This is a genomic window from Micromonospora sp. NPDC048842 (assembly GCF_040649935.1).
Lineage (GTDB): Bacteria > Actinomycetota > Actinomycetes > Mycobacteriales > Micromonosporaceae > Micromonospora > Micromonospora hortensis.
Genome location: NZ_JBEZGK010000001.1, coordinates 41616 through 55203, shown reverse-complemented (window position 1 = coordinate 55203; position 13588 = coordinate 41616). Strand labels below are relative to the sequence as shown.

11 protein-coding genes and 1 pseudogene are annotated in these 13588 nt (G+C 69.5%); 4 read left to right on the top strand and 8 right to left on the bottom strand.

From position 1 onward, the window contains the following. Positions 1-5 precede the first annotated feature (5 nt). Positions 6-992: a LacI family DNA-binding transcriptional regulator gene (locus AB0C19_RS00230; RefSeq protein ID WP_357178238.1), complete on the top strand. Its 987-nt coding sequence runs from the start codon at positions 6-8 to the stop codon at positions 990-992. Between the two features lie 101 nt (positions 993-1093). Here the strand turns inward: AB0C19_RS00230 and AB0C19_RS00225 are convergent, their stop codons facing one another. The 3 genes and pseudogenes from AB0C19_RS00225 to AB0C19_RS00215 form a co-directional block, all read right to left on the bottom strand. Then, positions 1094-2794: a cellulose binding domain-containing protein gene (locus AB0C19_RS00225; RefSeq protein ID WP_357177221.1), complete on the bottom strand. Its 1701-nt coding sequence runs from the start codon at positions 2792-2794 to the stop codon at positions 1094-1096. Positions 2795-2969: 175 nt separating this feature from the next. Further along, positions 2970-3905: a hypothetical protein gene (locus tag AB0C19_RS00220; protein ID WP_357177219.1), complete on the bottom strand. Its 936-nt coding sequence runs from the start codon at positions 3903-3905 to the stop codon at positions 2970-2972. A gap of 167 nt (positions 3906-4072) precedes the next feature. Beyond that, a pseudogene (locus tag AB0C19_RS00215) lies at positions 4073-4231 on the bottom strand (cell division protein DivIVA); the annotation flags it as partial. Between the two features lie 433 nt (positions 4232-4664). Between AB0C19_RS00215 and AB0C19_RS00210 the strand changes: the two are divergent. Then, the gene (locus AB0C19_RS00210) at positions 4665-5492 is read left to right on the top strand and encodes an SAM-dependent methyltransferase (RefSeq protein WP_357178236.1); all 828 of its coding nucleotides are present in this window, start codon (positions 4665-4667) and stop codon (positions 5490-5492) included. Between the two features lie 5 nt (positions 5493-5497). On the opposite strand, the gene AB0C19_RS00205 is transcribed toward AB0C19_RS00210, so the two are convergent. Further along, positions 5498-6013, bottom strand: coding sequence for a MarR family winged helix-turn-helix transcriptional regulator (locus AB0C19_RS00205; RefSeq protein WP_357177217.1), 516 nt, complete (start codon positions 6011-6013; stop codon positions 5498-5500). Positions 6014-6157: 144 nt separating this feature from the next. Between AB0C19_RS00205 and AB0C19_RS00200 the strand changes: the two genes are divergently transcribed. After that, the gene (locus tag AB0C19_RS00200) at positions 6158-8437 is read left to right on the top strand and encodes an LLM class flavin-dependent oxidoreductase (protein WP_357177215.1); all 2280 of its coding nucleotides are present in this window, start codon (positions 6158-6160) and stop codon (positions 8435-8437) included. Here the strand turns inward: AB0C19_RS00200 and AB0C19_RS00195 are convergent. From AB0C19_RS00195 to AB0C19_RS00180, 4 genes are read right to left on the bottom strand one after another with little or no spacing between them, the layout of a single operon-like run. Continuing rightward, a complete protein-coding gene (locus AB0C19_RS00195) occupies positions 8434-8964 on the bottom strand; it encodes a DNA alkylation repair protein (RefSeq protein ID WP_357177213.1) in 531 nt (176 codons plus the stop codon). The two genes, AB0C19_RS00200 and AB0C19_RS00195, sit on opposite strands and share 4 nt — an antisense overlap. Before the next feature lie 21 nt (positions 8965-8985). Further along, positions 8986-9978 carry an alpha/beta hydrolase-fold protein gene (locus AB0C19_RS00190; RefSeq protein WP_357177211.1) on the bottom strand — a complete coding sequence of 331 codons (993 nt, stop codon included), beginning with the start codon at positions 9976-9978 and terminating at the stop codon, positions 8986-8988. A gap of 16 nt (positions 9979-9994) precedes the next feature. Then, a complete protein-coding gene (locus AB0C19_RS00185; protein WP_357177209.1) occupies positions 9995-12049 on the bottom strand; it encodes an N-acetylmuramoyl-L-alanine amidase in 2055 nt (684 codons plus the stop codon). A gap of 19 nt (positions 12050-12068) precedes the next feature. Next, entirely contained in the window at positions 12069-12191 is a 123-nt protein-coding gene (locus AB0C19_RS00180) for a hypothetical protein (protein WP_357177207.1), read from the bottom strand. Between the two features lie 246 nt (positions 12192-12437). On the opposite strand from AB0C19_RS00180, the gene AB0C19_RS00175 reads away from it, so the two are divergent. Beyond that, a complete protein-coding gene (locus tag AB0C19_RS00175; RefSeq protein WP_357177205.1) occupies positions 12438-13565 on the top strand; it encodes a DUF4185 domain-containing protein in 1128 nt (375 codons plus the stop codon). Positions 13566-13588 lie beyond the last annotated feature (23 nt).

Here is a 13588-nt window from a genome sequence, read left to right as displayed (position 1 = left end):
CGGTCATGGCCGACGTCGCTCGCCTGGCGGGTGTGTCACACCAGACGGTGTCCCGGGTCATCAACGGGGCACCCAGCATCAGGCGCGAGACGCGGGAGCGGGTCCTCGAGGCGATTCGACGGCTCGACTACCGTCCCAACACGGCTGCCCGCGCGCTGGTGCGCGGACGGTCCGGGATGATCGGCATCATCGGCACGGCCAGGACGCTGTTCGGCCCGACGAGCATCCATCGCAGCGTCGAGGACGCCGCCCGCGCGGCCGGCTACTTCGCCACCTCGGTGAGCCTCTCCGAAGTGACGGTACGGGCGCTCAGCGACGCCACCGAACACCTCATGCGTGTCGGCGTGGAGGGCGTCGTGATGATCGCCGGCAACGACGAGGCCCTCGAGGTGGTGCGGATGACGCGCTCGGGTGTTCCCTTCGTCGTCGTGGAGGGCGATCTGTCAAGGGCCAGCGTGACAGTCGGCGTCGACCAGGTGCTCGGCGCCCGGATGGCCACCGAGCACCTCCTCGACCTCGGGCATCGAGAGATCGTGCATGTCAGCGGCCCGCTCAACTGGGCGGAGGCCCGCGCCCGCCTCGAAGGGTGGCGTCAGGCGATGAGTTCCGCTGGCCTGCGCCCGCCGGAGCCGGTCGAGGGAGACTGGAGGGCGCACAGCGGCTACGCCGCCGGGCTGCGGATCGGTGCGATGCGCGCAACCACTGCGGTGTTCGCCGCCAACGACCAGATGGCCATCGGTGTACTGCGCGCGTTGCACGAGCGGGGGCGGCGGGTGCCACACGACGTCTCCGTCGTCGGATTCGACGACGTGCCCGAGGCGCCCTACCTCATCCCGCCGTTGACGACGATCCAGCAGGATTTCGACGCTGTCGGTCGGCGTGCCATCACGGCAGTCACCCAGGCCATCGACGACACGGTGCCGCAGCGTCTGCCGCTGGTCGTTCCCAAGCTCGTGGTGCGGCAGAGCACGGCGGCGCCGACCGCTCCTTGAACAGCCGACGATCTGGACCGGCTGCCCACCCGACGGGCGGGAGCCCCGGCGTGTGGCCGGGGCTCCCGCGACGTCGACGGTGCTCGGGGCGAACGAGGTGTTCAGAGGGTGAAGACGACAGTGGAGATGCTGCGGGCGCCGACGTTGATGGTGGCCTGACCGCCGTTCACGCTGGTCGGCTGGCTGGCCGCGTTGGCGTTCTGTGAGGTGAGGTAGTGCTCGGCTCGGCTGACGTTCTGCGGGGCCTGGATCACGGCGTTGTTGACAGCGCTGTTCGAGCGGTTGAGGATCACCAGGGTGATCTTCCCGTCCCCCTGGTAGGCCGTGACCTCCAGCGGTGAGGCCTTCGAGCTCTTCGACAGGGCGACCCGCTGGTAGCCGGGGCGGACGTACTTGGCGTACTGCGAGAAGGCGTACCCGCGCTTGAGCGGAGCGCCAGCGACGGTGCCGAACGCCGACTCGCCGTCACCGATGAAGGAGTAGTACCGCTTGCCGTACCACCAGATGTAGGCGTTCCAGTTGGCCTCCATCGACTTGTGCACGGTGCGCATGATGTCGTCGAGGGTCTCGTTCCAGACCGCCGCGTTGGCGGGGTTGCCCCAGATGTTGGAGCCTCCGCCGTCGGCGGCGTGCAGGTTCCACTCGGTCATCCACACCGGCTTGTTGTGCTGCTCCGCCAGGGAGTACGGCCGCAGTCGGCCCGACTCCTCGGTGCCGTACAGGTGCCCGCCGACGTAGCCGATGTTGTTGCGGGCGGTCGCGTCGTTGAGGGTCGGGTCGGTGAAGTTGTAGTTCATGTTCACCGCCTCGGCCACCATCAGCTTGGTGTTCTGTACCTTGGTGCCCTGGTCGCGCACGAAGGTGCGCAGCTCGGTGCCGCTCCAGTCCATCGAGTCGTAGTCCGGGTGCCAGTCCGGCTCGTTCTGCACCGACGTGACGTCGACGGGTACGCCCTGGCCGCGCATGTACTGCACGTAGCTGTTCAGGTGGTTGGCGTAGTCGTCGTAGTAGTCGGTCCTCAGCTTGCCGCCGTTGACCCGGCTGTTGTTGGTCTTCCACGCCGCCGGCGCGGTCCAGGGCGAGGCGAGAATCTTCACGTTGGACCCGTACGACTTCGCGGTCTTCAACGAGTTCACGTGCGTCGCCCACTCGCTGGATTCCGGCGACAGGCCGGTCCGCACGATGGAGAGCCCCAACTGGTTGGCACCCATCCCGACCAGCGTCTGGGTGTCCGCCGTCGACCAGGCGCTACCCCAGATGGACTGTGCGGCCCCGAAGCCGTCGACCGTCTGGTATTTGGTCGCGCTGTTCACAGTGATGTCCGCCGGCCCGGTCGGCGGCGGGTCCGTCGGTGGTGGGTCGGTCGGCGGCGGGGTCGGCTCGGTGCCACCGGTGCAGCCCACCCCGTTCAACGCGAAGGTGGTCGGATCGGGGTTGCTTCCGGTCCACGAGCCGTTGAAACCGAACGAGACGGTCCCGTTGGTCGCGATGGCCCCGTTGTAGCTGACGTTCTTGGCGGTGACGGCGGTGCCGCTCTGCGTCAACGTCGTGTTCCAGGCCTGCGTGACGGTCTGACCGGCGTTGTAGTTCCAGGTCAGCGTCCAACTCGTCACCGCGTCGCCGAGATTGGTGATGGTGACGTTGGCGCCGAAGCCGCCCTGCCACTGCGACGACACGCTGTAGTTCACCCTGCAGCCGGCGGCTGCGGCCCCCGCTGGCATCGCCACGGCGACCGCTGCCGACGCCAGCAGGACGGCGCCGGCCGACACCATGGCGGCGTTCGTCACTCTTCTTCTTCTCATGAAACTCCTCCTGAAGTGGTGGGGGCTTCCACGCCTCGGGAGGGCTCGTCTGCGGCGAGTTCAGCGGTGGTGTGAGTGGCGGAAAGGATTGGGAGCGCTCCCAGGTGTTGATTCCAGAAAGTTAATTCGTCCAACGAATCCTGTCAATGCAACCGGCCCACGATCAGTGGTGCCGTCACCGGCCGCACGCGCCGCACTGCCTGCGAGTGCGCAGGTGGTAGTCGGTGGAGCCGATCACCAGGCCCATCCCCAAGACGAGGTACGCCGACATCGCCACCCACAGGAACGCGTCGGAGAACTCGCTGTGCGAGCCCGACGACACCTGCGCGATCCCCATCCCGAAGTAGGCCACGATGCCCGCGCCGAGCCCGAAGCCGGGCACCAGCAGCAGCAGGCGAGGAATGGTGCGCCCGGCGAGCAGCGGAACCCACCCCGGCCAGACCTCACCCCAGTGGTACACCAGCGCCAGTGGCAACAGCACTCCGGCCAGCACCAGGCCGATCTCCAACCCGAGCAGCGAGGCGCTCTGGTCGACGCTGTCGAACCCCACCACGAACTGGGCCGCGAAGCGGGTCACGAGACCGCCCACAGCGGCCCACGCCGCCCAGCGCGCCCACCGCGCGGGTGCCGAGCGCCGCGTACCCGGTCGGACCGTCCGGCAGCAGGCTGGGCAGTCGCCACGGCTGCGCCGCTGGTAACGCGCGGTGGCGAGAGCGAGCAGTACCGCTCCGGTGACACAGGCCAGCCGGCTGACGAACGCCAGCGGGTCGAAGAACGGGCCGACGGTGAACAACAGGAAGCCCACCAACTCCGGCAGCAGGATCGCGGCTGCCGCGACGAGCGCTCCGGCGACCGCCCAGGCGAGCCCCGCAAGCGCCGGCCGCCAGGTCGCCACCCGGTCCAACGCGACCGCCAGCCCGCCCGCGGCTGCGCACAGCGCCACCGACCGCCAGCCGGTGAAGCCGAGCAGGTCCAGCCCGAGTCGCCCGAACTCCGGAGCCTCGCCGACCGTCCAGGCCAGACGCACGCCCCCGTATGCCACGGCCCAGCCGAGCACTGCGTACGTCAGGCCATGGACGCTCCGCCCGGCGACCTGTGTCGATGTCGTCATGCACCGATCCTGCTGGCGTCCCGCAGCGGGGGGACCCCGCTGGCAGGGGACGTCACTCCCTCGCGCGAGGGATCGACCGGACCGTGGATGCGCCGAACAGAGCGCGGGGACTCCTGCTACCCGGCGTTCCCCGCTGCCTGTTCGTGCGCCCGGCGCAGGATCGTCTCCGCCTCCCGGCGGGCGGCGCTCACCGTCTTCTCGGCGTCGAGCCGCGCGGCGTTGCGGTGGTCGTCGGCCTGCTCCTCGGCGAGTTTGAGGATCTGCTCCACCCGGGTGCTCAGACCGCTGAGCGTGGGTCTGTTCACGTCCCGCTCCTGTCGTCCGGCGACGCCCACTGTGCCCGTCGCCGTTAGGTATCCGGCGGGCTCTTCGCGGTCGACCAGGCCGTCCCCCACCAGATCGGACTCCGCCGTGCCGATCAGGGAGAGCCCGATGCCGAGCGCGGCGACAGCGACGCCGAGCCAGACCGCAACCGGTCCGAGGAATGGACCGACCGCGAGGCCGACGCCCAGCCCGAAGAGGACTGCCGCGGTCTTGACCGGCTTTGCCATCGGGTCCTCCTCGGGTGGTGCGGGACAGGGGCGTGCGGTTCCAGCATGGCGAGTGAGTCAAGCAGTGTTGGTCTCCTGTGGAGCGACCGGGTGTGGTGCGAATCCTCTGCCTTCTATACCGTGGCACGGTCACGGGTGGCCGCTTCCTCGACTGGGCCGTCCCGCGACGACGTCGCGTACGCGTTCGACATGGGGGTTCGTCGTGAGCATGGAATCGCCGACGACCGGCCGGCACGAGGCCGGTGAGGCCGACGTGCAGCAGAAGATCGACACGTCGGTGCCGCATTCGGCGCGGATCTGGAACTACTGGCTCGGTGGCAAGGACAACTTCGCTGTCGACCGCGAGGCCGGGGACCAGTATCGCCAGGTCTTCCCCGGCGTCGTCGACGTGGCCCGGGCCTCTCGGCAGTTCCTGGTCCGCTCGATCATGTTCCTCGCCGCCGACGCGGGCATCCGTCAGTTCCTCGACGTCGGCACCGGGCTGCCGACCGCCAACAACACCCACGAGGTGGCCCAACGGATCGCCCCGGACGCGCGGATCGTCTACGTCGACAGCGACCCCCTGGTGCTGGTGCACGCTCGCGCGTTGCTGGTGGGCACGGCCGAGGGCAGGACCGCCTACATCGACGGCGACCTGCACGACCCGGCCGCGGTCATCGCCGAGGCTGGCAAGACGCTGGACTTCGCGCAGCCGATCGGTCTCATCCTCAGCGGCGTCATGGGTCACGTGCCCGACTACGAGGCGGCCCGCTCGGTCACCCGGCAGCTGGTGGCGGCGCTGCCGAGCGGCAGTTACCTCTCGCTGAACGACGGCACGAGCCTGATCAGCGCCGAGATGCAGCAGGCGCAGGACGACTACAACGACAGTGGCGCGACTCCGTACACCCTGCGTTCTCCCGACGAGATCGCCGGCTTCTTCGACGGCCTGGAGCTGGTCGAGCCCGGCGTCGTGCCGTGCCCGCAGTGGCGACCGGACGACGCTGTCGACACGCCTGCCGACATCGACGCCTTCGGCGGGGTGGGCCGCAAGCGCTGACGCTGTCAGTCGGTCGGCGGAAGGACGCTCCGCACCGCCACGCAGGGGTCCGTGGCGGGTGCGGCGGCGTGGATCGCTTCGGCGGCCCGGGCGGCGAGGTCGCGAAAGACCTCGCGCTGCTCCTCGGGTAACCCACCCAGCACGTGGTCCTCGGCGTGGGCGACCCGCCGCTCGGCCTCGGCGAGCGTCTGGCGTCCGCGTTCGGTGGCCACGACCCGTCGGGCCCGCCGGTCCTGGGGGTCGGGCCTGCGCTCGATGAGACCGGCGTTCGCCAGGTCGTCGATGACGTAGGTCAGCACGCTGCGGTCGATGGCCAGGCGAGCGGCCAGGGCGCCCTGCGTGGGCACCTCTTCGTGTACGACGACGGCCAGGATGTGGTAGCCCCGACTGCCGTGCGGCAGGTCCTTCAGTAGTTCCTCGACGCGTTCGTGCCAGCGGCGCAACACCATGCCCAGCGACCAACCGAAGTTCGAGCCGCGCTTGCGGTCGGCCGGCAGCTCGCAGGGATCGCTCGCGGACATGTCCCGATGCTAGTGGCCGGCCCGTTGATCATCATCCGACATCGCCGCACCCCAGGAATGATTGGCGGGGAAGATAGGTTGTCCGACAAACGATAGGCGAAAAATATGATGGGTTGATCAAACGATTGTGTGGATGGTGAAGCAATGTCGGACTACGGGCACGAAGTCCGGTTTGGGTCGTTCCTGACACCCAACGTGCACGACCCGGATCAGGTGGTGGCGCTGGCCGAGCTGACCGAGGCTGCGGGGCTGGACCTGGTCACCTTCCAGGACCACCCGTACAACGCGGAGTTCCTCGACACCTGGACCCTGCTGAGTTGGGTCGCCGCCCGCACGGAGCGGCTCCGGATCTCCGGGAACGTCCTCAGCCTGCCGCTGCGCCCGCCGGCCGTGCTGGCCCGGGCGGCGGCGAGCCTGGACCGGTTGTCGCACGGCCGTTTCGAGCTGGGCCTCGGCGCCGGCGCGTTCTGGGACGGGATCGAGGGCATGGGCGCACGTCGACTGACAGCGGGGCAGGGAGTCGCGGCCCTGCGGGAGGCCATCGACGTCCTGCGCGGCGTCTGGGACGACACCGCCACCGAACCGCTCCGACTGGACGGGGAGTACTACCCCGTACCCGGCATGCAGCGCGGCCCCAAGCCGGCACATGACATCGACATCTGGCTCGGCGCGTACCAGCCGAAGATGCTGGCACTGACCGGCCAGAAGGCCAACGGCTGGCTGCCGACGCTCGAATACCTGCGATCTCCGGACCGGGTGACCGCCAACCGGCTCATCGACGAGGCGGCCATCGCCGCGGGCCGCGAGCCCCGGGAGATCCGACGGCTGCTCAACCTGTTCACTGTCGATGTCTCGTCGCGCAGCCGCGGCTTCCTCCAGGGGCCCGCCGAGCAGTGGGTCGACCAACTCCTTCCGCTGGTCATCGAGGAGGGGTTCAGCACCTTCCTGATCGGCCGCGACGACCCACGTCTCATTCGGACCCTCGGGCAGGAGATCGCCCCCGCGCTGCGGGAGGCGGTCGCCAGGGAGCGCACCGGGGGTGAGGTCGGCACCGGGCCGGTCCGCACGACCGTCGCGCTGGCCGAGCGGCACCCCGGCCTCGACTACGACGCGCTGCCCCCGTCGCTGGCCGCCAGGTCCGTCGAGCCCGGTGACCGGGAGTACGAGCGGGTACGCCACTCCTACAGCTGGCACGGCGCGCCGGCCCTGGTGATCCGTCCGCAGAACGCCGCCGAGGTGGTCGCCGCCGTGTCGTACGCCCGGACGCAGGATGTCCCGCTGTCGGTGCGCAGCGGCGGGCACGGCATCAGCGGCCGGTCGACGAACGACGGGGGAGTCGTCATCGACATGTCGAGGATGAACACTGTCGAGGTGCTCGACCGGGCGACCCGTCGGGTGCGCCTGGAGCCGGGTGCCCGCTGGGGTGACGTGGCCCAGGCGCTGGCCCCGTACGGCCTGGCCATGAGCTCGGGCGACTACGGAGACGTGGGCGTCGGTGGTCTCGCCACCACCGCCGGTGTCGGATACCTGGCGCGCAAGCACGGCCTGACCATCGACCACGTCGTCGCCGCCGAGATCGTCACCGCGGACGGCCGTCTGCTCCGCGTGGACGACGAGCATCACCCCGACCTGTTCTGGGCCATCCGTGGCGCCGGGGGAAACTTCGGAGTGGTCACCGCGCTGGAGCTGGAGGCGTACGAGGTCGACAAGGTCGTCTACGCCCAGCTCGTCGCGGACGCGACAGACACCGCCCGACTGCTGAGCCGGTGGGGCCAACTGGTCGAGGACGCGCCACGGGAGTTGACGAGCTTCCTCTCCCTCTTTCCCGGCCGCCGTGGCAACCCTCCGGCTGCCCAGGTCACTCTCGTCTACGCCGGTGACGACGTCGAGGCGGCGCAGTCCGCCCTGAGCCCGTTCCTGGAGATCGGGCCGATCCTCGACCAGCAGGCGCAGCTCGTGCCGTACCCGGAGATCGTCGTGCCGGCGGGCAACCAGCATCGCGGGCAGGGGTTGAAGGACACCCGCAGCGGTCTGCTGCACCACGTCACACCGCAGGCGGCCGACCTCATGGAGCACATGATCCATTCCGGCGATGTGATGATCATGCAGGTGCGAGCCGTCGGCGGGGCGGTCAACGACGTCGCCCGCGACGCGACCGCCTACCCGCACCGGGAGCAGAACTTCTCGGTGCTCGCCGCCACGGTCCCGGACCGCCGGCCCCAACTCGACAAACTGTGGGCCGAGCTGTACCCGCACCTCGACGGCCTGTATCTCAGCTTCGAGAGCGACAGCGATCCGGCTCGACTGCTGGATGCCTGGCCCGAGCCCACGCTTGGCCGGCTGCGCGCCATCAAGGCCAGCTACGACCCGGACAACGTCTTCAACCGGAACTTCCCCATCCCACCGGCTGAGCCGGTCGGCTAGAGGGCACCGGACAGGTAGTCGCGGCGACGCTGCGGTTCGAACTTCTCGATCGCGTACCGCAGCATGACCCGCGGCATGACCCGGTAGCGGCGGGCGAGGAACTCATCCTCCGCCGCTTGGTCCCGGTTGCCCACCTCATGCAGCATCCAGCCCACCGCCTTGCGGACGAGGTCGTGCGGGTCGTGCAGGAGCCGGTCGGCGAGTCGGAAGGTCCACTCGAAGTCGCCGGCCCTGATGAAGGCGAAGGTCGCCATGATGGCGATGCGCCGCCCCCACACCAGGATGAGCAGCGCTGTCAGCCGTTCCTCGTGCGCGCCGCCGGTGAGCAGTTTCGTCGTCTCGGCCAGCGGAAGGTCGCGCCAGAACCGGGCGGCCACAGTGCGCTGGTCGGGCACTGAGACACCGAGGGCCCGGTCGCCCTCGCCGTACCCACCGGGGACCATCTGGAGGAACCTGCTCGACGCCTCGGCTCGACGTGGATCGGCGAGGCTGGCGAGTGCCCGACGCACGTCGACGGTGGTGGCCATGACCGTCGACGCTACCGGGGGTCAGCCGGCGCGGCGTAGGCGTCCGAGCATTCCGTTGAGGTCCTGGACGAACAGGTCGTGGCGGAAGAAGTGCCCACCCGGCACCTCGCGCCACTCGTGCGGGATGCCGGCTCGGGCGAGTGCACCGCGGAACTCCCGCTGACCGGCGAGCACCTGGGTCTCGTTGGCGGTGTCGAACCAGTTGATCGGGTCGGGTGAGGTCCCGGCCGCCAGGAAGATCCGCTTGTTCTGGAAACTCGGAATGCGCTGGACCGGGTTGTCGGCGTTGACCCGGGCCTCGTCCCAGAACGGGACCCCGTAGACGGTGCCTCCACCGAGGTCCAGCGCTGCGGAGGTGGCATTCGCCCAGTGCACTACCAGTCCGAAGTCTCGGCGGAGACTGGCCGGCCCGGAGTGCGAGCTGACCGAGCAGAAGTGGCCGTAGTACTTCGCCGCGTACTTCAGCGCACCGAAGCCGCCCATCGAGAAGCCGGCCACCGCGCGCCCGTTGTACTCGGCGAAGGTACGGAAGTTCGCGTCGACCCACGGCAGCAGTTGGGCGATGTGGAACGTCTCCCAGTTGCGGGGCCCGACGAAGCTGGTCACCGGATTGCAGTACCAGCCGGTCGACGCGTCCGGCATGACGACGATGACCTCCCGGCCGGCGGTCAGACCGACGATGTTGTCCTGGAGGTGGAAGGTGCGGAAGTCGGCGTTGCCGCCGTGCAGCAGGTACAACACCGGATACCGCTTGCCGCTGGTGTGGTAGCCGTCGGGCAGCAGCACGTTCACGCCCGGATCCCACTCGATCGCGTCGGTGGCGAAGCGGTAGTACTGGAGCCGGCCACCGTTCTCGTTGCGGTCGACGATGCGCAGGCCGTACCCGTCACCGGCGGCCTGGGCGGCGGACGACCCGGCGAGGGTGCCGCCGAGCATTCCGGCGGCGGCGGCCGCCGCGGAACCGCCGATCAGCCGGCGTCGGCTGATCGACGCGGACGGGGGTACGTCGAACATCGCTGTCTCCCGGGGGTCAGAGGGTGGTCTCGTTGGGCAGCCCGAAGAAGTCGTGCCACTTCGCGCCGCCGAGGAAGCTGGTGCCTGTGGAGAGGCCGACGTAGACGTCGTTGAGGGTGCCCCTGGTGAAGGCGATGACGTCGTCCCGGCCGTCGCCGTTGTAGTCGCCCAGGTAGGGGAACTCGCCGGGCAGGCAGAAGAAGTCGTTCCACTTCACAGTGGTGCCGACGAACGAGGTGCCGGTGGAGACGGCCGCGTAGACATCGGCGTCGGCGTTGCAGGTGAACGTGACGATGTCGTCGCGCCCGTCGCCGTTGATGTCCCCGACGCGCGGCAGCTCGGCGCCGACCGCGAAGACGTCGTGCCAGGTCTGCGCCGCCCCGAACGCGGTGCCGGTGGACAGGGCGACGATGACGTCCGACGCCGCGACCGGTCCCTGGGTGAAGGTGATGATGTCGTCGCGGCCGTCGCCGTTGACGTCGCCGAGGGCGGGGTACTCACCGGCGATCGAGAAGTACTCGTGCCACTTGAGCGCCGTCCCGGCGAACGACGAACCGGTGGACAACGCGACGTACACGTCCCCGGCGCCGTCATGGGTGAAGGCGACGATGTCGTCGCGGCCGTCGCCGTTGACGTCCCCCACCGCGGCGACCTCGGCATTCGGCGCGAACCAGTCGTGCCACCTGGTGGCGCCGGCGAACGTCGAGCCGTTCGACAGTGCCACGTACACGTCGGCGAGCGAGCCGTGGGTGAACGCCACGACGTCGTCGCGCCCGTCGCCGTTGAAGTCCCCGGACAGCAGCGTCTCGTCGTTGAGCCCGAAGAAGTCGTTCCACTTCACCGACGTCCCGGCGAACGAGGAGCCGGTGGACGCGGACACGTACACGTCGTTGAGCGAGCCACGGGTGAACGCGACGATGTCGTCGCGCCCGTCGCCGGTGAAGTCAGTCGGTGAACCCGCCAGGTACCTGCCTCCCGAGCCGCCGGTGTTGACCAGGGAGATGTAGTAGTTCCAGTTCCAGTTCGGGCCAGGGTCGGTGTGGTCGTTGCCGGGCAGCTCGTTGTGACCCCTGATCGACGCACGGGTCTTCGGCAGCCCGTACTTGTCGCAGAGGTAGCGGGTCAGCGCGGCGGACGACCGGTACATGGCGTCGGTGAACCAGGCTGGATTGTCCACGAACCCCTCGTGCTCGATACCCACCGCGTACGGGTTGGCCGAGCGTGCGTGGTAGGCCGTGTCGCCCTCGCGCACCATCTGGGTGATCTCGCCGTTGCTCGACTTCACCACGTAGTGCGCGCTCACCCCCGCCGACGGGTTCTGGAACCAGCTCACCGTGCCGGCGTACGACCCCTGGGTCACGTGCACCACCACAGTGGTGATCCGCGCCGATCGGCCGGCCTGGTAGTTGCCGCCGTAGGCGGACACCCACCGGGCCGGCGCGTACTCAGGCACCGCCGCCGCGACGTTCGCACCGGCGGCGCCCGCGGGGGCGACCCTCGCGTAACGGCCGAGTTCGGGTCGCAGCGGTCGCGGCGCGACCCGTACCGGTCCGGCGGCGATGCCGGTACGCAGCAGGTCGTAGACGTGGTCGGCGTAGAGCCGGGCGGTCGAGGCGTCGACGGCGGCGCTGTAGCGCGCCACCACCGGATACCAGGCGGAGAGCCGGTCGCGTGCCTCGCCGGTCAGCCCCTCGTCGTCGGCCAGGTCGCGGAGCACCGCAGCGCCGCCGCGGATGTTGGCCGCGGTGACCGTGCGCAGGCGGTCGACCGGCTCGCCGGTGAGCGTGGCCGCCCGCTCCAGGCTGTGCTGGGTGGGGTTGCTGACCAGGTGCATCACCCCGTACCCGTTGGCCTGACTGGGCAGGCCGCCGTGCCCGTCCAGCCGGGACTCACCGTGTGCGACGGCGACCAGCAGGTCCCGGGGCACGTCGAACTCGGTGGCGGCCCGGGTGAAGTCGGCGGTGAGCGAGCCGGACGCCGGGGGTCCGGCCGCGTCGGCCGGCGCGACCGCGACCTGACCGGCAAGCACCGCCGCCAGGAGGAGGGCGCACGTGCGCCTGGTCAGTCGCATGAGATCTCCAATCCGCTGATCACAGCGTCGTCTCGCCGTTGAGGCCGAGGAAGTCGTGCCATCTGGTGGCGCCGCCGGCGTAGGAGCTGCCGGTGGACGTGCCCACGTAGACGTCGGCGAGGGCGTTCTGGGTGTGTCTCACGCTGCTCCTCGTCGGGTCGGGGATGGTCGACTGATGGCGTCACGAGACCGCCACCGAGCGGGAGACCGGTTGCTGAGAGTTTCTTCAGGGCGCTGATGGCTGTCAATGTTCTATGAAGAATTCCTTCAATGCATCGTTCAGGGCGGGCAGGTATTGACAGCGGTCGTTGTCAGCGGGTTTACTCGCCCGCAACCGCTGTCCAGCCACCCGGCGGGGCCAGGACGAGTGCGACAGGAGAGGGCAGCCATGGGTGTACGTCGTCGCTCGTTGCTCGGCCGTGCCGCCGCGATCGGGGCCGCCGGCGCGTTCGGTTCCGTCGGCGCGATCCTGACCACTGCCGCTCCGGCCCAGGCGGCGGTCTGGAAGAAGCGGCTGACCGGCGCGGACCTGGACACCAGCAGCCGATGGCGGGTGGCCGGCACCGATCTGGGCATCCCCTACGTGCTGGAGAACGGATCCATCGGCTACCTCTTCGGCGACACCTTCGACACGCCGTGGCCCGAGGGCCCGCCAGTGCCGAACGACTGGCGGTCGCCGGTCATGTTGCGCTCCGCCGTCCACCCCGGCGCACCGGGCGGGATCGTCTTCGACAGCGCCGCACGCGTCGCCGGCAACGGGCGGGCCCCGGAGTTGATGCACAACGGCCACCACGGCATCGGCATCGACGATCTTCCCGAGGTGACTGTCATCCCCAACGACGGCATCAGCTTTCCGGAGACAGGTCGGCAGCTCATCTCCTACATGAGCATCGAGAACTGGAACTCCGCCGGCCCGGCCGGGCCGCAGTGGAAGTCCCGCTACGCGGGGCTGGCCTTCTCCGACAACGGCAACGACTTCATCCGTACGCCGCTGAAGTGGTGGAACAGCCCGGACAACAAGGATCCGTTCCAGATGTGGACCATGCAACGCGACGGCGAGTACGTCTACGTCTTCTCCGTCCGGTCGGGGCGGCAGGACGGTCCGATGATGCTGCGACGCGTCCGGTGGGATCGGCTGTTCTACCCCGAGTCGTACGAGGGCTGGGGCTGGAACGGCACCAACTGGGGTTGGGGGAGGCCCTGCACACCCATCCTCACCGGCCGCTTCGGCGAACCATCGGTGCGCCGGCTGGCCGACGGGACCTGGGTGATGTCCTACCTCAACTGCCAGAACGGGTGTCTGGTCACCCGGACCGCGTCCGGACCCGACCGGGCCTGGACGGGGGAGAAGATTCAGCTGACGGGTTGGCAGGAGCCCGCGCTCTACGGGGGGTTCATCCATCCCTGGTCCAGCCGGAACGTCGACGACCTGCACCTGATGGTTTCGAAATGGACCCGCACACCGGACGGCCGCAGCACCGCCTACCACGTCAGCCAGTTCACCGGCTCGGTGTGACGGGGTCACTGACCGATCTCGTC

Coding starts and splice junctions, on each gene's coding strand:
- AB0C19_RS00195 (WP_357177213.1), bottom strand. CDS start 8,964: ATGGCCACCACCGTCGACGTGCGTCGGGCACTCGCCAGCCTCGCCGAT.
- AB0C19_RS00190 (WP_357177211.1), bottom strand. CDS start 9,978: ATGTTCGACGTACCCCCGTCCGCGTCGATCAGCCGACGCCGGCTGATC.
- AB0C19_RS00220 (WP_357177219.1), bottom strand. CDS start 3,905: ATGACGACATCGACACAGGTCGCCGGGCGGAGCGTCCATGGCCTGACG.
- AB0C19_RS00185 (WP_357177209.1), bottom strand. CDS start 12,049: ATGCGACTGACCAGGCGCACGTGCGCCCTCCTCCTGGCGGCGGTGCTT.
- AB0C19_RS00225 (WP_357177221.1), bottom strand. CDS start 2,794: ATGAGAAGAAGAAGAGTGACGAACGCCGCCATGGTGTCGGCCGGCGCC.
- AB0C19_RS00205 (WP_357177217.1), bottom strand. CDS start 6,013: ATGTCCGCGAGCGATCCCTGCGAGCTGCCGGCCGACCGCAAGCGCGGC.
- AB0C19_RS00230 (WP_357178238.1), top strand. CDS start 6: ATGGCCGACGTCGCTCGCCTGGCGGGTGTGTCACACCAGACGGTGTCC.
- AB0C19_RS00175 (WP_357177205.1), top strand. CDS start 12,438: ATGGGTGTACGTCGTCGCTCGTTGCTCGGCCGTGCCGCCGCGATCGGG.
- AB0C19_RS00200 (WP_357177215.1), top strand. CDS start 6,158: ATGTCGGACTACGGGCACGAAGTCCGGTTTGGGTCGTTCCTGACACCC.
- AB0C19_RS00210 (WP_357178236.1), top strand. CDS start 4,665: ATGGAATCGCCGACGACCGGCCGGCACGAGGCCGGTGAGGCCGACGTG.